Source organism: Paenibacillus sp. BC26 (assembly GCF_900116125.1).
GTDB lineage: Bacteria > Bacillota > Bacilli > Paenibacillales > Paenibacillaceae > Paenibacillus_Z > Paenibacillus_Z lignilyticus.
Genome location: NZ_FPAD01000001.1, coordinates 3,241,919 through 3,261,386 on the forward strand (window position 1 = coordinate 3,241,919; position 19,468 = coordinate 3,261,386).

At 49.4% G+C, this 19,468-nt stretch carries 21 protein-coding genes; all 21 read right to left on the reverse strand.

Annotated elements, in window-relative coordinates; translation table 11 throughout:
• Nucleotides 1–11: 11 nt before the first annotated feature.
• Nucleotides 12–584, reverse strand: a complete 573-nt coding sequence (gene clpP / locus BM412_RS14615) for an ATP-dependent Clp endopeptidase proteolytic subunit ClpP (protein ID WP_091219192.1) — start codon at nucleotides 582–584, stop codon at nucleotides 12–14.
• Nucleotides 585–611: 27 nt separating this feature from the next.
• A complete protein-coding gene (locus tag BM412_RS14620; RefSeq protein WP_091219194.1) occupies nucleotides 612–1,289 on the reverse strand; it encodes an RNA polymerase sigma factor in 678 nt (225 codons plus the stop codon).
• Between the two features lie 81 nt (nucleotides 1,290–1,370).
• Entirely contained in the window at nucleotides 1,371–2,561 is a 1,191-nt protein-coding gene (locus BM412_RS14625; RefSeq protein WP_371264785.1) for an MFS transporter, read from the reverse strand.
• 127 nt (nucleotides 2,562–2,688) lie between these two features.
• Nucleotides 2,689–3,507, reverse strand: a complete 819-nt coding sequence (gene spo0A, locus BM412_RS14630) for a sporulation transcription factor Spo0A (protein ID WP_091219200.1) — start codon at nucleotides 3,505–3,507, stop codon at nucleotides 2,689–2,691.
• A gap of 229 nt (nucleotides 3,508–3,736) precedes the next feature.
• A complete protein-coding gene (gene spoIVB, locus BM412_RS14635; protein ID WP_177245834.1) occupies nucleotides 3,737–5,062 on the reverse strand; it encodes a SpoIVB peptidase in 1,326 nt (441 codons plus the stop codon).
• Between the two features lie 123 nt (nucleotides 5,063–5,185).
• Entirely contained in the window at nucleotides 5,186–6,886 is a 1,701-nt protein-coding gene (gene recN / locus BM412_RS14640; RefSeq protein WP_091219205.1) for a DNA repair protein RecN, read from the reverse strand.
• A 62-nt stretch (nucleotides 6,887–6,948) separates the two neighbouring features.
• The gene (gene ahrC / locus BM412_RS14645; protein ID WP_091219207.1) at nucleotides 6,949–7,398 is read right to left on the reverse strand and encodes a transcriptional regulator AhrC/ArgR; all 450 of its coding nucleotides are present in this window, start codon (nucleotides 7,396–7,398) and stop codon (nucleotides 6,949–6,951) included.
• 61 nt (nucleotides 7,399–7,459) lie between these two features.
• On the reverse strand, nucleotides 7,460–7,921 hold the full coding sequence (locus BM412_RS14650; protein WP_091219210.1) for a hypothetical protein: 462 nt from the start codon (nucleotides 7,919–7,921) through the stop codon (nucleotides 7,460–7,462).
• Nucleotides 7,922–8,153: 232 nt separating this feature from the next.
• Complete coding sequence (locus BM412_RS14655) at nucleotides 8,154–8,987, reverse strand: TlyA family RNA methyltransferase (RefSeq protein ID WP_091219213.1); 834 nt, start codon at nucleotides 8,985–8,987, stop codon at nucleotides 8,154–8,156.
• 17 nt (nucleotides 8,988–9,004) lie between these two features.
• A complete protein-coding gene (dxs, locus tag BM412_RS14660; RefSeq protein ID WP_091219216.1) occupies nucleotides 9,005–10,906 on the reverse strand; it encodes a 1-deoxy-D-xylulose-5-phosphate synthase in 1,902 nt (633 codons plus the stop codon).
• A 104-nt stretch (nucleotides 10,907–11,010) separates the two neighbouring features.
• Nucleotides 11,011–11,922, reverse strand: coding sequence for a polyprenyl synthetase family protein (locus BM412_RS14665; protein WP_371264786.1), 912 nt, complete (start codon nucleotides 11,920–11,922; stop codon nucleotides 11,011–11,013).
• Between the two features lie 2 nt (nucleotides 11,923–11,924).
• Nucleotides 11,925–12,182, reverse strand: a complete 258-nt coding sequence (gene xseB, locus BM412_RS14670; RefSeq protein WP_091219218.1) for an exodeoxyribonuclease VII small subunit — start codon at nucleotides 12,180–12,182, stop codon at nucleotides 11,925–11,927.
• Nucleotides 12,183–12,185: 3 nt separating this feature from the next.
• The gene (xseA, locus tag BM412_RS14675) at nucleotides 12,186–13,538 is read right to left on the reverse strand and encodes an exodeoxyribonuclease VII large subunit (protein WP_091219221.1); all 1,353 of its coding nucleotides are present in this window, start codon (nucleotides 13,536–13,538) and stop codon (nucleotides 12,186–12,188) included.
• 11 nt (nucleotides 13,539–13,549) lie between these two features.
• Nucleotides 13,550–14,410: a bifunctional methylenetetrahydrofolate dehydrogenase/methenyltetrahydrofolate cyclohydrolase FolD gene (gene folD, locus BM412_RS14680; protein WP_091219224.1), complete on the reverse strand. Its 861-nt coding sequence runs from the start codon at nucleotides 14,408–14,410 to the stop codon at nucleotides 13,550–13,552.
• Between the two features lie 127 nt (nucleotides 14,411–14,537).
• Entirely contained in the window at nucleotides 14,538–14,990 is a 453-nt protein-coding gene (nusB, locus tag BM412_RS14685) for a transcription antitermination factor NusB (protein WP_091219227.1), read from the reverse strand.
• A 106-nt stretch (nucleotides 14,991–15,096) separates the two neighbouring features.
• On the reverse strand, nucleotides 15,097–15,327 hold the full coding sequence (locus BM412_RS14690) for a DUF2273 domain-containing protein (protein ID WP_371264787.1): 231 nt from the start codon (nucleotides 15,325–15,327) through the stop codon (nucleotides 15,097–15,099).
• A gap of 11 nt (nucleotides 15,328–15,338) precedes the next feature.
• Nucleotides 15,339–15,902: an alkaline shock response membrane anchor protein AmaP gene (gene amaP, locus BM412_RS14695; RefSeq protein WP_091219232.1), complete on the reverse strand. Its 564-nt coding sequence runs from the start codon at nucleotides 15,900–15,902 to the stop codon at nucleotides 15,339–15,341.
• Nucleotides 15,903–16,002: 100 nt separating this feature from the next.
• Nucleotides 16,003–16,410, reverse strand: coding sequence for an Asp23/Gls24 family envelope stress response protein (locus BM412_RS14700; protein WP_091219235.1), 408 nt, complete (start codon nucleotides 16,408–16,410; stop codon nucleotides 16,003–16,005).
• A 138-nt stretch (nucleotides 16,411–16,548) separates the two neighbouring features.
• Nucleotides 16,549–17,907, reverse strand: coding sequence for an acetyl-CoA carboxylase biotin carboxylase subunit (gene accC / locus BM412_RS14705; RefSeq protein ID WP_091220520.1), 1,359 nt, complete (start codon nucleotides 17,905–17,907; stop codon nucleotides 16,549–16,551).
• A 55-nt stretch (nucleotides 17,908–17,962) separates the two neighbouring features.
• Nucleotides 17,963–18,460, reverse strand: coding sequence for an acetyl-CoA carboxylase biotin carboxyl carrier protein (gene accB / locus BM412_RS14710; RefSeq protein ID WP_091219238.1), 498 nt, complete (start codon nucleotides 18,458–18,460; stop codon nucleotides 17,963–17,965).
• Between the two features lie 276 nt (nucleotides 18,461–18,736).
• Nucleotides 18,737–19,459 (reverse strand): SpoIIIAH-like family protein, encoded by a 723-nt coding sequence (locus BM412_RS14715; protein ID WP_091219240.1) that lies wholly within the window; start codon nucleotides 19,457–19,459, stop codon nucleotides 18,737–18,739.
• Nucleotides 19,460–19,468 lie beyond the last annotated feature (9 nt).

Genomic DNA, 19,468 nt, shown 5'->3' on the forward strand with positions numbered 1-19,468 from the left:
GCCTTTTGCGTTTATAGAATTTTATCAACAATCCCGTAAGCTACCGCATCTTCGGCACTCATAAAACGATCTCTGTCGGAATCTCGTTCGATCTGCTCTTTCGACTGTCCCGTATGCAGCGCAAGCAAGGAATTGATTTTCTCACGCGTCTTCAAGATCCAGCTGGCATGGATCTGAATATCCGAAGCCTGCCCTCTTGCACCGCCAAGCGGCTGATGAATCATAACTTCACTGTTCGGAAGAACATATCGTTTTCCTTTGGCTCCGCCGGCTAACAGAATGGCACCGAAACTCGCCGCAAACCCTGTGCAAATCGTGGAAACCTCCGGTTTAATAAACTGCATCGTATCGAAGATCGAGAATCCCGCCGTTACCGAGCCGCCTGGGCTGTTAATATACAGCTGAATGTCTTTATCGGGATCATCTGCCGCGAGGAAGAGCAGTTGGGCAACGACCGCATTGGCCATTTGATCTTCAATTTCTCCGCTCACCATGACGATGCGGTCTTTGAGCAGCCTTGAATAAATATCGTAGCTGCGCTCTCCCCGATTCGTTGATTCCACAATATAGGGCACTAAACTCATAGACGGAAACCTCCTCATTCGCTGCCGTTAGGCTGCATACATCATGCTGACGGATGAGCGGTTGCCTTGTGACGCATGAAGCTGACCAATTGCCTGAACCGGATCCATGAGCTGCTCCTCCACGTTGGCGAGTACGACTAGCGCCTGAGCATCGCCTGCGCGAACGGCATGAACATAGGCATAAAGCTGACTGTCTTTCACTTTGCGCTCCGCCAGCTTCGAGATTTGCGCAAGATCCGATTGCTGTTTGAGCTTTGCAATAGCCGCTCTTGCTCTATGAAGCGCTGCTTTCACAGCTCCTTCAGACATCGTAAGCTTAGCAGCTACATCATGGCCTTTATAGCCGAACACCTCTTTGAGCAGAAAGACTGTTCGCTGCAGCGGCGATAAATGATAAATCAGCAGCCGCAGCGCATATTCAAGCTCATGCGACTCACCGAACAAACGGTCCAGCACCGCTTCTTGTTGTTCCAGCACGCGTCTGGCTCGTTTCATTCGCCGTGCTTGATCGACCGAGATGTTCTTGGCGATACGCAGCAAGTAAGCAGTGGGATTAGGATGTACAAGCGCGCCGTTCATGACCGGCAGCGCCCGCAAACAAGTTTCCTGAACCAGATCCTCTGCATCCCATGTGGAGCGAGTGAGCGAAAGGCAGTAGCGATAAAGGGTGATCCGCATTTCATCAACAGTTGGTTGTATTGTCATTATGGCACCTCCTCATCTGTCAGCGTAGATTCATAACGTAAACGAATGAAGGGATCGAAAAGATACGCCTGAGTTAAAAAATTATAAATGGGATTGCAGTTTCTGATGCCTTGCTTCGCGTGTAAAGATTCCTATAAGCGCAAACAGCGTAAATGCGCTGCCGAGCATGATAAACATACTATTCGTTGATACATATTGTATGCCGAAACCGCTAATGCCGGGACCGAGCAAGCTCCCGATGCTGAAATGAATGGATGCCGTTACATTCGCGGATGGCAGTAATTCACGAGGCAGCAGATCTGCCGCGTAGGCAAGACCTAACGAGAAGAATGAGCCGATAAATCCACCAATCATCGCTAGCAATATGAATAATACGAGTACATTGTCCCCTGCCAGGGGAACGGCCAGAAACATCAATCCGGCGATACCCGCACATCCCATCAGAACGGGTTTTCTGCCGATCCGGTCACTAAGCATACCAAGCGGGAACATGAGCAGCAGGCTGCCCACGCCGAGAGCCGGAAGCAGCAGCGAAATGGAAGCCTGACTTAGATGGATGCGCAGTCCGTAGAGCGGAAAATTACTGTTCATCGTCGCTTCCATCAACCCGTACAGAATTGCGGGCAGCAGCGCAAACCAGGCAATGCGATATACCCTAGCGTATCGGTTCGAAGATGAACTGGCAAGCTTTGCCGAATGCTCCGGATATTCCGGATGCAGCGTTCTGACGAACAGCAGAATGAGGACGAATAAGACCGTGTTTAAACAGAATGGAACCCAGTCCCCAATAGACAATAAATTAATGCCGGTTGGTCCTAAGCTAAACCCGATTCCGTAAGCCATCCCGTAAAGTGAAATATAACGGCCACGGCTCTCTGCCGGACTGCTGCTTACGATCCACAGCTGCGTGCAATAATGAAGGGCACTGTCACCGACACCCACGATAATGCGGAGAACAAACCATACCCATATCGACGTGAGAAAAGGAAACAACAGCGTACCTAGCGCCGCGAGAATAATACCAATGATAATGCCTTGCTTATACCCCATACTACGGATTGGCTTCTCGATAAAGAACATCGTGCTGAACGTACCAATGTATAAGGCCATCGAATTGATCCCGTTAACATCCGATGATACCCCCTGTCGATCCAGCAAGATGGACAACAGCGGCAAAATCAATCCTTGATTGAAACCTGAGACAAGTGTGACTGAAAGTAAAATAAAAAGACGCTTCCGTGAAGGAGCAGCAGTTAATTCTATAGGTGACAAAACAATCCTCCTGAATGTACTTCTCTGACATGTTTAAACGCTAATCAAGAAAAAAGCCACATTCGCAGCTTGCACGAAAGTGGCGCTTATCATGTATTCATAATCATTACCATCATTTCGGGTGCTCTCAGGAAACCTTATGCTCGATCCGCAGCTTGTCGGCTACCATTGCGATAAACTCGCTGTTTGTCGGCTTTGATTTACTGATATTGATTGTATAGCCGAACAAATGACTGATGCTGTCAATATTGCCGCGCGTCCATGCCACTTCAATCGCATGACGGATAGCACGTTCTACACGCGAAGGCGTCGTCTTGAACTTCTCGGCGATCGCAGGATAAAGCGTTTTTGTAATCGCGCCAAGGATTTCAATATTGTTGTACACCATCGTAATGGCTTCACGCAAATACTGATACCCTTTAATGTGGGCTGGCACACCGATTTCATGAATGATGCTCGTAATGTTTGCGTCCAAGTTTTTACCTTTTGCAATCGGTACTACATTGGATTTATTCGAAATGGATGAAGAAGATGACGAAGAATAGGATGATGAAATCACGGTCGGATTACCAACCAGCTGACGAATGCGGTTCGCGAGTATTTCCATGTCAAATGGCTTCAATATGTAGTACGATGCGCCTAGCTGTACAGCCTTTTGAGTAATATTCTCTTGTCCAAATGCAGTCAACATGATGATTTTCGGCATTTGTGGCAAATTCATTTCACGAAGCCGTTCCAATACGCCGAGTCCATCAAGATGCGGCATAATAATATCCAAAATCAGAACGTCTGGCACTTCTCGCGTTTCTTCCAATAAGCGAAGCACTTCCTCGCCGTTATAGGCGACACCGGTAACGACCATATCGTTTTGTTCAGAAATATACTCGGACAACAAATTTGTAAATTCCCGATTGTCATCAGCCAACAACACTTCAATTCTTTGCAAGGTATAGTCCTCCTTAGACTAGTAATTCACTCTATTGTAGTTAACGCTTAAAAGCCCTCTGTGTATCTCTTGCTTGTCTAACTAACATTTTCGACATGGGGAATGAAATTCCTTCTGTCGAATAATATTTTTCTTTATTATTAATTTGATCTGATTTATAATGGATAATTTACTACAACATTTATCAGAATTCGCAGTAATTCGACAAAAAACAAAAATCTTAAGGTGGCTAAGCCGCCTTAAGATTTAAGCTCGCTGGTTTGAGAAGAACACCCGCGTCTTGCAGCATCCATTCGATAAAACATCCATAGCCGGATGTTGGATCATTCACAAACACATGAGTAACAGCGCCGATTAGCTTGCCATCTTGAATGATTGGACTGCCGCTCATCCCCTGCACGATACCACCTGTTTGATCCAGCAAACGCTTGTCCGTAATTTTGATAACCATTCCTTTGGTTGCCGGAGATTGCTGTTTGGTGACATGAACGATTTCCACATTAAATCGCTCTACCTTCTGACCATTCACGACTGTGAGCAGCTGCGCCGGTCCTTCCTTCACTTCTTCCGCGAATGCAACAGGAAGCGACTGCTGATTGTAGCTATGTGACGGCAGCTCCTTCATTTTGCCGAAGATGCCAAACGACGTATTGCGCTCTATATTGCCAAGCACTTTACTTTCTTTAATGAAATGTGCTCTTTTCTCTCCGGGTTCGCCATTTTGGCTTTTGTTGATGGACGTCACATTGGACTGCAAAATCTGACCTTCACCAACCTCAATCGGAGTTTGGGTGTCCATATCCGTAATAACATGTCCCAAAGCACCGTAGACGCCTTGATCAGGCGCATAGAAGGTTAACGTTCCGACACCTGCAGCAGAATCCCGGATGTACAGTCCTAACCGCCAAGCGCGGTCCTCCGAGTCAAATACCGGTGCAAGCTTTGTTTCAAATAAACGTGTGCCGCGTTTAACCGTGAGCTGAAGCGATTGCTTCGCATCGCCCGCTTCTTCTGCCATCTGGGCTACTTTATGCACCTCGTTAATGTACTTGCCATTAATTCGGATAATAAGATCGCCTAGCTGCAAATTTGCTTGCTCCCCCGGAGATACCCGAGCGCCTTTCGCATCCGTGACCTGATGATGACCCACAACCATAATGCCGGCTGATTTGACTTTGACGCCGATGGTTTGTCCACCGGGAATAACACGTAAATCAGGAACAACATTCACTTTAACGGTCTTAAACGGAATTTTTCCAAATAATTTCAATTTCATCGTAGTTTTTCCGCTGTGTGACGACTGAATGGAGAGCGGTTTGTTCAAATTAATGGACAGTGAACGGTCAGATGAACCGTTGACTTGCAGCATTTGCGGATCAACGGTAACTTGAGCATGTACAGGCATACCATAGTCTAACTGCTTCAACTGGCCGGAGAACAAACGAACTTCGTTCGGAAATGCGGCGAAATGTTGAATTGGAGAGGATAGACCAAGCATGCAAACGATGATAACGAGAAGTAAACCCAGCCACCGCTTCCGCTGATTGGCATTCAATGACTTCACGCTCCCTGTTGCAAAATCGCTTGACGAGAAAGGTGGTTCGCCATTTGCGTACCTTTAAGGTATCCCTGCCCCATTAGTTTTATGTCGCCAAAAACATTCCCTGATTGCCTTCCATTACGCCCCCTTTTGTCTATCTGCCAAGTCAAGCATTTCTTGTGCATGATGGCGGGTTTTTTCCGTCACTTCCACGCCACCCAGCATTCGGGCAAGTTCCTCAATGCGTGTGGACGAGCCCAGCTCTGTGACCACAGTTGAAGTCCGTTCTGCAACGATCGTTTTCTTGATTTCATAATGATGATCAGCCATACAAGCAACCTGAGGTAAATGAGTGATGGAGAACACCTGACAATGCGTTGACAATCGCGACATCTTCTCGGCAATGGCTTGAGCAGCACGGCCGCTCACCCCTGTGTCCACCTCGTCAAATACGAGCACAGGCACTTCATCTATAGCGGCAAAGATGGTTTTGAGTGCGAGCATAATTCGCGACATCTCACCGCCGGAAGCGATCTTGCTGATTGGCTTCAACGGCTCACCCGGGTTCGGTGCGATTAGGAATGCCGCTTCATCAATGCCGGTTGCATGCAGCTTGTATGACTCTCCGTCTTTGCTTTGCTGCAGCTGAACATGGAAGGTCGTACGTTCCATTTGAAGCTGGCGCAGCTCGCTCTCGATCGCTCCCGAAAGCTTGTCAGCGGCTTTCTTACGATGTAAAGAAAGTGTATTGCCAAGCGCAACAGCTTCTGCGAACAAACGAGACTGCTCGGCCTGCAAGCGAGCCAAATGCTCGTCACGATTCTCGATTTTATCGGCTTCCGATTTGATTCCGCTCAAATAGGACAAAATATCAGGGATTGTTTCCCCGTACTTCCGTTTCAAGCTGTGGATTAAATCAAGACGATCTTCAATATAAGTTAAACGCTCCGGATCGGATTCAACGGAATCGCGATAATCTCTCAGTTGGAATGCCGCATCCTCAAGCTGATAAAAGGCGGATTGCAGCTGCTCCAGAAGCGGCTCCAGAATAACCGGGTCATACTCGCGAATGTCGGATACTCGGCTGACAGCACGGCTGATTGCATCCAAGCCTTTGTTGCCATGCAGCAGCGCGTATGCCTCCGAGGCCGAATCTCTGCGTTTGACCGCATACATGAGCTTCTGCTTCTCTTCCGCCAACGCTTCATCTTCTCCGGCCTTCAATCGAGCTGATGCGATCTCCTCGATTTGGAAACGGAATAAGTCCAGCATCTGCATATTCTGACGCGAAGTATCCTCCAGCTCTTTGAGCTGAATGCGGGCTTTCTCATATTCTCTGTAAACGGCCCGGTAGGCATTCAAAGTTTCTGCTACTGTTTCACCAGCATATAAATCCAGCCATTCCAAATGCTTCTCGGTACGAAGCAGAGACTGGTGCTCATGCTGACCGTGGATATTGACTAAGCATTCCCCGGTTTCACGAAGCATCGATAAGGTTACGATATGTCCATTGACGCGGCTGATGCTTTTACCTTGGGAGGAGAGTTCCCGTCTAATGACGAGCCCTTCTTCAGGCGAAGCTTGAATGCCGAATGTTTTCAGCGTGTACCAGACCGGATGCGAAGCCGGAAGCTCGAACATAGCTTCGATTTCAGCCTTGTCGCAGCCGTATCTGACCATGTCTGATGCGCCTCTTCCTCCCACTACAAGGCTAAGCGCATCAATCAGAATGGATTTCCCCGCACCGGTTTCACCCGTTAATACATGAAACCCATCGTGGAATTTCACCGAAACATACTCAATAACAGCCAGATTACGTATAGACAGCTCGCTTAGCATAGTTGCTCTCCTCCTTAAAGATTCTCCGCGCCCCATTGGAAATACTTGCAAGTACTATTTCATTAAGTCATTAAACCAAGCAGTCGTTCTACGATCTCCCCGCTCTGCGGTTTCGTCCGGCAAATCAACAGAATGGTATCATCTCCGCAGATCGTCCCCATCACCTCAGGCCATTCCATGTTGTCAATCATAGCTCCGATCGCGTTTGCCGTACCCGGCAAACATTTCATGACGACCAGATTATCCGTGTAATCGATATGAAGAAAGTGATCGGACAACGTCCGCTTCAGCTTATGAATGGAATTGGATCTAGTCTCCTGAGGCAGCGAGTATTTGTAGCGTCCATCCTCGATGGGAACCTTGATCAGCTGCATTTCCTTTATATCCCTCGATATGGTCGCTTGCGTGACCTGTAAGCCTTCTGAACGCAATGTATCGACCAGCTCGTCCTGCGTCTCTACGATTTGGCTTGTAATCAGCTCGCGTATCTTCATTTGTCTGACACTCTTCATAATTTCCTCCTGTAGGATCAAGTTCTTGAAGAATCGACTTCAATCTTGAGCCATTCATTTGTTAGGAACCGAATCGAAATGTGATGGTGCGAATGGTTAGTTCCTTGTGATCCACAAACAGAACGCCTTCGCACTCAGGCAACAGCAGCGCGTAGACTAGCAATCGGTCTCGAACGCCGCTGCCTGTCCAATCAATCGGCATCCGTTCACGCGCTGTTTTTACAATATAATGTTTGCCATCTTTCTCTGCAAATAAATCGATAAATAATCGGCTGTGCAATATAGTCCCGTCTAAATCGATCGTTATGGGAACTCGGTACTTGCCATGCGTAACCTCATAACCTGCTTTCTCCAAGAACTGCACGTTAATATCATCATCGTGCACATCTTCGGCATCGCTTAGAAGAAGCTTCGTATTCATTCCGGGCGGTTCATGAAGCCAGCGGTAGAACATCCGATAAAGCCAGAACAAGATCAACCCGCCAGCGACGACCATAACCAGCCAGTCCCCGTAATTTCCCATCAGGATCCCTCCAGCATCATGATAAGGCATACCTTATTCATTTCGCTTTGCCGGGATGTTTTCCTCTAACAAGATAACTGCGTCTGTCAGAGGTTTCGGTCCAATACCGAACGTTTGTTTGGTTTCGTTCCTAGTGTACCAAATAATGTCCATCCTGGAAAGAGGGGCCGCCTAAAAAAAACATAAAAAGCCTTTCATCACGGCCGCAGCCATGAAGAAAGGCTTTCATTCGTTACCCTTTACTCTCTTGAGAGAACGTTCCTGCAGCTTCTTTCACGACAGCCGCAATAGCTTCTTCGCCGGGTGGCTCCGATTGACTACCCGGTTCCCACCGCCAATAAGCCAAAAATTCAATGTTGCCTTCCCCGCCGGTAATCGGTGAGAATGTGAGCTGCTCCAGCACATAACCCTCCGAAGCTGCCATACTGAGCACTTGCTCAAGCACTTCTCGGTGTACAGCAGATTCACGCACGACACCGGTTTTAGGGACCTTCTCGCGGCCAGCCTCGAATTGCGGTTTAATCAACGCTACAATTCCCGCACCTTGCTTTAGCAGCGTGCCAAGCGTTGGCAGAATGAGCTTCAGCGAGATGAAGGAGACGTCAATTGTCGCAAAAGTCGGCTGCGGCCCTTTTAGATCTTCCGGCACCGTGTATCTGAAGTTGGTACGCTCCATGACATTGACGCGTTCATCCTGCCGCAGGGACCAATCCAATTGATTGTAGCCAACATCGACAGCATATACATAAGCCGCCCCGTTCTGAAGGGCGCAATCCGTGAAGCCACCGGTTGATGCGCCGATATCCAGCATGACAGCGCCACTCAGTTCCAACTGGAACTTCTTGATCGCCTTTTCAAGCTTCAAGCCTCCGCGGCTCACATAGGGATGCAGCGCTCCTTTAACAACGATGGACGCCGTTCTGGGTACCTTCATGCCGCTCTTCTCAATGCGCTCGCCGTCGACGATGACGAGTCCAGCCATCAGCGCCGCCTTCGCCTTCACTCGGCTGTCATAGAAGCCTTGCTCCACTAACAAAATATCAATTCGTTCTTTCGCAATCGTCATCGGTTTCTCCCGCTCTTCTACACTTGGCCGGTTACGCGCTGCTTACGTAGTCGCGGCAGCAACGTCTTCAGTTCAACTGCCACATGTTCCGCGGTAAGGCCGACTTCCTGCCGCTGTTCTTTAATCGTTCCATGCTCCACGAAGATATCCGGTACGCCCATAATGCGCACCGAAATATTATGCTCGTTATGCAGGGAGTAGAATTCCAGTACTGCGCTGCCCAGACCGCCTTGTACGGAACCTTCCTCCAATACAAGCATATTCAAGCCTTCTTTTGCAATTTGCAGCAGCATCGCTTCGTCCATCGGTTTGATGAATCGTGCGTTTACCACGCGGACGTTCAGTCCTTCGCGTTTCAACAGCTCAGCGGCTTCTTCAGCCACCTGAAGCATCGGTCCAATGGCTGCGATAACAGCTGAATCGCCTTCACGCACGGTTTCCCAAGTACCAAACGGAATCGGCTTCATTTCTTTCTCGATCTGCACGCCAAGTCCGTTTATTCGTGGATACCGAATCGCGATTGGCCCTTCGTTATAATCGATCGCCGTTTTCATCATTCGGCGCAGTTCATTCTCGTCCTTAGGCATCATCAGCACCATATTCGGGATGTGGCGCAGGAAAGGAATATCGTATACCCCTTGATGGGTCTCGCCATCCGGTCCAACGAAACCTGCACGATCAATCGCAAAGACGACATTCGTATTTTGACGGCAGATATCATGCACGACTTGATCATAAGCACGCTGCAGGAACGTAGAATAAACCGCATAAACCGGTTTCAGTCCTTCCAATGCCATCGCTGCGCACATCGTGGCCGCATGCTGCTCGGCAATCCCTACATCGATCATACGATTCGGATACTTAGCAGCGAATTTAATTAACCCGGAACCTCCGGGCATCGCAGGCGTTACCGCAACAATTCGGTTATCTTCATCGGCCAGGTCCATCAATGCATCACTGAATACTTCCGTGTACATAGGCGGCCCGACAGCTTTAAGCACTTGACCAGACTCGATCTTGTACGGAGTGATGCCATGCCATTTATGGGAATCGGCTTCCGCCGGCGAATAGCCTTTGCCTTTAGTCGTAATAACGTGCACCAGAACCGGCCCCGGTACATGGCTCGCCTGTTCAAGCAGCTCCGTCAATTGCTCCAAGTCGTGACCGTCAACCGGCCCGAAATATGTGAAACCAAACTGTTCAAACAAAATACCGCTCATGAGCAAGTACTTCACGCTGTCCTTCAAACGCTCCGCAGTCTTAGCCAGCTTGCCGCCGATCGCCGGGATTTTGTTCAACAGTTGATTCAATTCTTCCTTCGCCTTCTGATAGTGGCGATCTGTCCGGATCTTGCCAAGGTAATGATGTAAAGCACCGACATTCGGCGCAATCGACATTTCGTTGTCATTCAGAATAACCATCAAATTCTTCTTCTCATGTCCGATATGGTTGAGCGCTTCCAACGCCATGCCGCCGGTTAACGCGCCATCGCCGATAATCGCGACAACCTTGTTCTTCTCGCCTTTCAAATCACGCGCGAGCGCCATTCCCATTGCGGCAGACAGCGATGTGCTGCTATGTCCCGCTTCCCATACATCGTGCGGGCTCTCAGAGCGTTTGACGAAACCGCAAAGTCCCTTGTATTTACGAAGTGTATCGAATTGGTCCATACGACCTGTTAACATTTTATGAACGTATGATTGATGGCCTACGTCAAAAAGAAACTTATCCTTTGGGCTGTCGAATAAATAATGCAGCGCCAAAGTAAGCTCGACGACGCCTAAATTCGGCGCAAGATGTCCTCCCGTCTCCGATAGCTTCTCGATGAGAAAAGCACGAATTTCAGCAGCGAGCTGCTCTAATTGTGCAACTGAGAGAGATTTCAAATCTTTAGGGTCATGAATATGTTCCAGTAACACGGTATTTCCTCGCTTTCCCGGTGGGCAATCCCCGTTGTCCAACGAACTCCAAATGTGGCTAAATTATAACATAGAACGATGCAAAAATCCCAAATCTCGCTATATTAATGATCTCTGCGCATTAAATAATCAGCAATTGCGAGCAAATAATCAGGCGTTGCAAGCTTCGCTTCCGCAAGTGCCTGCTTCGCATCTTGGGTCAGCCGCTCTACGAGTGCAAGGCTTTCATCCATCCCAATCAGATAAGGATATGTCACCTTCTGCTGCTCCACATCACTTTGGACCGGCTTGCCGAGCTTCGACTCGTCACCGATCAAATCGAGAATATCGTCCTGGATCTGAAACGCTAAACCAAGCTTTCGAGCAAATTGCTGCAGCGATTCCAGCTGCTGCTGACTGGCTCCCCCGATTCGAGCACCGGCTAACACAGAAAATACGATCAAATCGCTCGTTTTGTGCAGATGAATATACTCCAGCTCTTCAAGCGAAGTAACGCCTTGCTCGCCCAGTATATCAGCCACTTGCCCTCCGACCATCCCGGCTGCACCAGCGAGTTTAGCCAGGTCCGCTACGATCGCAAGGGTCGTCTCCGGCGATGCACCAAGCGCAGAAGCCTGCGTCACGGCGTAGAATGCATGCGTGAGCAAACCGTCGCCGGCCAGAATAGCCATGGCTTCGCCGAATACTTTATGATTCGTTAGTTTGCCTCGACGATAATCATCATTATCCATCGCAGGCAAATCATCGTGAACGAGCGAATACGTATGAATCATCTCAATCGCGCAAGCAATAGGCATCGCTTGTTTACGAGCTTTTGGATCTTGATTAACCGCCTCAGCAGCCGTAAGCACGAGAATCGGGCGAAGACGCTTGCCGCCCGCTTCCAGGGAATACATCATGGATTCCCGAAGCTTGGGCGGAATATCCCATCCGAGCGGCAAAGATGACTGCAGCGCCTCTTCGATTTCCAGAACGGAGCGTGTTAAATAATCTGCAGTAGAAACCGAAGTTTTCACTGTTATTCCCCTCTATCTTCGTTTGCTTGCGCAAACGGTTTTTTATGTAAGCCGTTTTCGGTTTCAATCAGAACCTCAATCTTACGTTCTACTTGTTCGAGCTTCGAGCCGCACAATGAAGACAGCTTCATTCCTTCTTGAAAAAGCTCGATTGCCGTTTCCAGTGGAACATCGCCGCTCTCCAGTTTACTGACGATCGACTCCAACCGTTCCATCGCCGCTTCAAAGCTCATCGCTTCCTGTTCTTTAGCTGCTGCCATCTGCTAGGCCTCCCCTTTCATTCCCCAAACCTGACATTCCAGCTGACCATCGGCCACCTTTACGTGGAGCAAGTCGCCAAGCTGTACATCGGCAATGGATTTAATGAGCCTTTGATCCTTATCATCGTAAACCAAACTATATCCCCGTGACATGACTTTAAGGGGACTAAGCGCATCCAACTGACGAATGGAAGCCAGAAGCTGTACACGCCGTTCCTTCAAACCTTGCTGCATGGTCGAATCTAACCGAGCGGTCAGACGTTCCAGTTGCTTGGCCGCAAGCGCTGCTTGAGCCCCGGGATGAACGCGAGTCAGTGCACGATTGAGTGCTGCGTACTGCTCTCGATGTTTCTCCGCGAAACGGATCGCTCTCGCCTTTAATCTCTCCTCCGTACGGTCAAGCCGTTCGGCATGCTGGAGCAGATACTTGCGCGGGTTCAAGAAAAGCGGTGATCTGCGCAGTCGTGCAAGCCGATCCTTCCGGTTCTGCAGCGTCATTCGGAGATTCTGTACGAGTCTTGATTCCGCTTGCGCGAGTCTCGTCTTCATCTCTTGCATGCTCGTAACAGCCAGCTCAGCTGCAGCTGTTGGCGTTGCCGCGCGAAGATCCGCCACAAAATCAGCAATCGTAAAGTCCGTCTCGTGGCCTACAGCGGAAATAATCGGAATAGTTGACCTCGCAATGCTTCTTGCTACGGCCTCTTCATTAAAGGCCCATAGCTCTTCCAGAGAGCCTCCGCCCCGGCCAATTATTAATACGTCGACTTCGGCTAATCGGTTCATTGTTTCTATTGCCTTTACGATTGAAGGTGCTGCGCCTGTCCCTTGGACCAGCACGGGAAAAAGCAGCACCGGCACAGAAGGGTGACGGCGCTGCAGCGTAATGATGATATCTCTAACGGCAGCGCCGGTTGGCGAAGTAATAATCCCGATCGCTTTCGGGAAACGGGGAATCGGCCTTTTCCTTGCCCCATCGAATAACCCCTCGTCTTGAAGCTTCCGTTTCAACTGCTCATAAGCAAGATAAAGGCTGCCGATTCCATCAGGCTGCATAGCTGTACAATAAAATTGATAATTGCCATCTCGTTCATAGACGGAAATATTGCCGCGTGCCAGCACCTTGGCACCTTCCTTCGGGATGAACGGTAGTTTCTGATTATAGGAGGCGAACATGATGCATTTCAGCCGACTGTCTTTGTCCTTCAGCGTGAAATACATATGTCCGCTGGAATGATGCGTAAAATTTGATATTTCCCCGCGCAGCCAAACATCGCTGAGCAGCTCGTCCGACTCCAGCTTCATCCCGATATAGCGGTTTATTTCTTTAATCGAAAGTATACGCGCCGGTTCAGCCATCTTCGGATTACTCACTCCTTAATTGCGTGTTGTTGTTTTGCCGCTTTAAGTGTGTTTTGCATCAGCATTGTAATCGTCATTGGTCCAACACCGCCCGGAACCGGGGTGATATAACCCGCTGTATCCAAAACATCATCATAATCGACATCGCCGGCCAGTTTGCCGTCCGGGAGACGGTTAATGCCGACATCGATTACAATCGCGCCTGGCTTAACGAATTGACGGCCGATCGCTTTGGCTTTCCCGATCGCAACCACAAGAATATCGGCAGTACGTGCGATTTCTTCCATGTTCGCCGTTCTGGAATGGCAGATTGTGACAGTCGCATGCTCTCTAAGCAGCAGCATCGATACAGGCTTGCCGACGATATTGCTGCGGCCGATGACAACGGCATGTTTGCCTGCGATTTTCAGGCCTGTCCGCTTAATCATCTCAATGACGCCGGCTGGCGTGCACGGCAGCAGACTCTCATCGCCGATAACGAGATTACCTACGCTCTCGGGATGGAAACCGTCCACATCTTTGGCGGTGCTGATGGCGTCAATGACAGCCTTCTCATCGATGTGCTTAGGCAGCGGCAGCTGCACGAGGATACCGTGAATGTTTGTTTGATTGTTTAACTTATCGATAAGGGCGAGCAGCGCTTCTTGGGATGTCGCTGCATCCAGTCTATGTACCTCCGAGTAGAAGCCGAGCTGTTGGCAGGCTTTCTCTTTGCTTCCCACATACACCTTGGAAGCCGGATCTTCACCAACGAGAACTACCGCCAGACCTGGTTTAATGTCTCTTTCGGCCAGCTTCGCTGCAGCTTCACTAATCTCCAAACGAATTGCATCTGAAATCACTTTTCCTTCGATACGTTGTGCAGTCATGCAATCACTCCCAATTCTGTCTTTAATAATTAATTTTCGTAAGCCCCTTAAATCCCTCATGATGGAGGGCTCTAAGGGGCTCGTACTACTCGTTATGAAACTAAGCGACTACATAGTGTAACGCCACTTATGCCTTCGGCTTCAGCTCGTCCAACGCTTGAAGCAGACGTCCCAGAACCCCGTTGACAAATTTACCGGATTCATCGGTTCCGAAATGCTTCGCAAGCTCGATCGCCTCATTGATAATCGCCTTAGGCGGTACATCATCGCGGAACACCAGCTCGTAACAAGCCAGACGCAATATTTGACGGTCAACGCGCGATAAACGGTCCACCTGCCAGCCCGTTAAATAATGCTGCAGCATGTCGTCGATCGCGGTCTTGCGTTCAATGACACCTTGAACCATTTCACGAACATACTCATCAATCCGTTCCACATCCGCGGCATCGGCTTCAATCTCATTCTCGTCATTCACTTCGCTAACCAGCATATCTACAGCTGACGATGCCGTAGCCTCTTCATTCATTTCCATTTGGTACAAGCTCTGTACCACAATCTCCCGCGCTAACCTACGTTTCATGGGGCCTCCTGACAATATCGCTCAGATTCGATCTACAAAATATGATCTCCTCCCTGCCCCGAACATTCATCATGCCAATGTCCGGGGTACGGAGGAGACCACAGTACTATTTGAACGGCCGCCATCTCTCCATCAGCCATTCGGTTACCCGATGCCAAGGAATAATAGGGCCGCTTTGCTCGTCTTTCATCTTCCCGATCGTATAACCGACCAAAAGCAGCAAGCCGAAAAACAACATATCCCAAAATCCAACGATAAAATAAAGGAGTCCGAGAATGATGCCTACAGACACACCGGCGATCCGTCCACCATAGGTTGTCCAGATTTCCTTCCACATCGGCATCACCCCTATTCTACGCGACTTTTGAAGTTCGCGGTTTGGATGATGTTAGCTACAAATACGGACACGCCGGCTACAGGAATGCCTGTAATCTCTTCCACATGGGATTTGACAGCACGCTGTATTTCTTCCGTCAATGTCGGAATAGAGCTCTCACCATCTGCAATGGCGCGAAGCGAAACTTCGATCCCCGCTTCACTGATTCTGATCCGCGCCTTTAAATCTTTGACACCCTTCTGACGGCTCGCTGCCTTAAGCGCCAAGTTCTCCACCGTCTCCAGCGAAATTCGAATATCGCCGAATTCCGTTCGTTGGTCGATTGAAGGTGCCGATGCATTGCTGCGACGAAGCGATAGGTAAAGGAACCGAAGACTGATTAATAAAACAATCGTGGAAACAATAATAACCGTCGCTTGCAGCCAGCGATAATCGCCGCCGTACAAATTATGTACCAAATTGTTCAGCCATTCTTCCGGAAACCAGTATACGCCTGCACTAAACGCGATAACGGCTACAGCGCCAATCGCGATGCTGTATAGAAACAGCAGAAGCTTGTCCAACACTCTTATCAACGAGAGTTCCTCCTCGGGGCGGACTAGATAAAACCCCCTAGCGACGAGCGGCAAGCCCAACCACTAGGGGGTATGTCGTCATTCATTCACGCTTGATCCGTTATTTGACTCGTACTTGGATCTCTTCTTCTTCCGGCTTCTCAACCGTTTTGAAATGAACGTCATGAATATGAACATTCACTTCAACGACATGCAAGCCCGTCATCATTTCGATGGAACGTTTGACATTGTTCTGGATGTCTGCCGCAATTTCCGGAATCCTGTGACCATATTCTACAATGATGGACACATCGACTGCCGCTTCACGTTGGCCTACCTCAACCTTAACGCCCTTGGACAAATTTTTACGGCCCAATAGCTCAGCGATGCCTCCGGCAAATCCGCCGCTCATGCCTGCCACGCCACGAACCTCAATTGTCGCAAGTCCTGCAATCACTTCAATGACTTCGGGTGCGATTTGAATAGTGCCCATGTCTGTTTTCTCATAGTCCGCTGCCAGCGTACTCATGGTTATCCTACACCTCCCGTAAAGTAGCTTGCCACCGATCAAAAACCGATAGCTTATCCGCTTCTTATTCCTATACTATAGCATTCTGAGGGAAATATGACAAACCGTTGCGGCGGACATTACCGCCGTTAAAGACGATTATTCCACCGGATTGTTGACGTCATTTTCCTCTAAGAACTTGATGTCGAAATTTCCTTTGAGAAACTTTGGATGATTAAGCAGCTTCATGTGGAACGGAATCGTCGTGCGAATGCCGTCGATGGCAAACTCAGCGAGTGCCCGTTTCATCCTTGCGATCGCATCCTCGCGCGTGGCTCCCCATACGATCAGCTTCGCGATCATAGAGTCGTAATGAGGTGAAATGGTGTAGCCCGGATATGCGCCGCTGTCTACGCGAACGCCCAAGCCGCCCGGCGGCAAGTAGAATTGAATTTGACCCGGGGAAGGCATAAAGCCGCGTTCCGAATCTTCCGCATTGATTCGACATTCGATCGACCAACCGTTGATCTTCAGGTCTTCTTGTTTGATCGACAACGGATTGCCTTCCGCAACGGAAATCATCTCTTTAATCAAATCTACGCCGGTAATCATTTCCGTTACCGGATGCTCAACTTGGATACGAGTGTTCATCTCCATGAAGTAGAAATTACCATCCGGACCAAGCAGGAACTCGAGCGTTCCGGCACCTGAATATTGCACAGCCAGCGCCGCGCGGACTGCCGCTTGACCCATGCGTTCACGCATGGCAGGACTCAGCACCGGACAAGGAGCTTCTTCAACGAGCTTCTGACGACGACGCTGCACCGAACAATCACGTTCGAACAAGTGAACCGCATTGCCGTGTTTATCGGCCATAATTTGAATTTCGACGTGCTTCATGCCCGTCAAATATTTCTCCAGATATACGCCTGCATTGCCGAAGGCTTTCTGCGCTTCGTTCTGTGCAGTCGAGATCTGGGAAATAAGCGTGTCCTCATCCTCTGCGATCCGGATGCCTTTGCCGCCGCCGCCCGCAGTCGCTTTAATAATAACCGGATAACCGATTTCGCGTGCGACGCGAATCGCATCATCCATGTCCTCGACAAGTCCGTCGGAGCCCGGAATAATCGGTACATCCGCTTCCTTCATCGTTTTCTTCGCTACTGCTTTATCGCCCATCTTGCTGATGGCTTGAGGAGAAGGACCGATAAACGTCACGTTGCAGGACTCGCAAATTTCAGCGAAATCCGCATTCTCCGCTAAGAAACCATAGCCGGGATGAATGGCATCGCAGTCCGTTAAGGTTGCAACGCTCATAATATTGGTTAAATTGAGATAGCTGTCTTTGGAAGCAACGGGACCGATGCAATAAGCCTCGTCCGCCAAACGGACATGCAGCGATTCACGGTCTGCCTCGGAATAGACGGCAACGGTTTGAATGCCCAGCTCGCGGCAAGCGCGAATAATACGTACGGCAATTTCTCCCCGGTTGGCAATCAAAATTTTATTGAATTTCACGGTAAAAGCTCCTCTCGTGCGCATTGGATCTAGGTGTCACCTTAGCTTTGTTCTGCTATTCCGGTTTAACCAAGAACAATGGCTGCCCGAACTCAACAAGCTGGCCATTCTCAACAAGGATATCCACGATCTCGCCGCGAACTTCCGCTTCCAGCTCATTCATCAGCTTCATCGCTTCAAGAATGCAAACGATCGATTTCTCGTTGATGCGGTCGCCTACGTTTACGAAAGGACCTTTCTCAGGCGACGACGCGCGGTAGAACGTGCCGACCATCGGAGAAACGATTTGGTGATAGTTCTCTTCTTTGGCTGCCGGCGCTTGCGGAGCCGCTGCTGCCGGAGCACCGCCGGGCGTACCTGGAGCCGGTTGAACTTGCGGCTGGTAAGACTGCGTATATGTAGGAACGAGAGACGCAGCTTGTACATTCACCACTTCCGCTTTGCCGGGCTTGCGGATCATCAGGCGGGCGCCATCGTTTTCAATTTCAAGTTCGTGTACGGAAGTCCCATCAACCAGCTTGATCAATTCTTTAATCTCGCTCAGCTTAAACATCGTTTCACTCCTATAAGTTTTTGCGCCTCATGCAAGAAGACGCTGCGTAATTGCGTTGCTGCCTGCTGCTCTGGCTCTACTGCATGCATCAGCCTGCTTCTACTGTGCGAGGCCGTGAGTATCGCACCCTGCAAAAAGGTGACATTTACCAAACCTGCACATACCGAAACCATTATAGCACAAACCTTGCGGAACACGAACCCATTTTTTATACATCGTTGATGGGAAAAAGCCCCATTGCCACTAATTTCGGCATCGGGGCCTTCCGCATTTGCCTTACTTGACGTACTGAATGGTAACTTGCTCCGGCGAAACACCGAGCTCTGTGATGACCATTGTAAGGATGCTGTCCGCCTGGCTTTTCTCTAATTTGTCGCTCTGTACAACGACTTTGTAGCGATCTCCGTCCGGATAAACGGCGGCGTTGCTGAACTGCTTCACCAGTTCTTCCTCAAGCCCCGTAATCTTGGAGCTCTTGTCTTCAAGCAGATTCAACTGTTCGACAGCCGAACCGGCTGCTTTGTCATCTTGCTTCGTATCAGAGATGGTGCCATACAGCTTATTATACTCATCGTATAATTTCTGATCACGTTTCTCCTGCATTTGGCTGAATACGCTGGCACTGAACCCGCCTGCTTCTTCGAGTTGACGAAGCACCTCTTCGTCTTCCTGATTCGCAGCAGCCGTTGCCGCCGGGTCGGTTGCCGTCCCTTGATCCTGCGCGGCATTTGAAGTCGAATCCGTTGCAGTCGAATTTGTTGCATTCGGATCCGTTGCATTCGCGCTTGTTCCGTCAGTTACGTCCGTAACCGTAATTCCCTCATCGTTCGCCGTCGTGCCGGATGCTTCCGTCGCATCCCCCTTCACTTGTTCTTGCTGCGTACCGTCAGTCGCCACCTGCGATGGATTCACATCTTCCGTAAACAAGTAGTAGGCCGATAAAATGACCATCAAGCTCAGCATGGATACCAGCCAAATCGTTTGCCTTTTGTTGTTCATGAACGAACA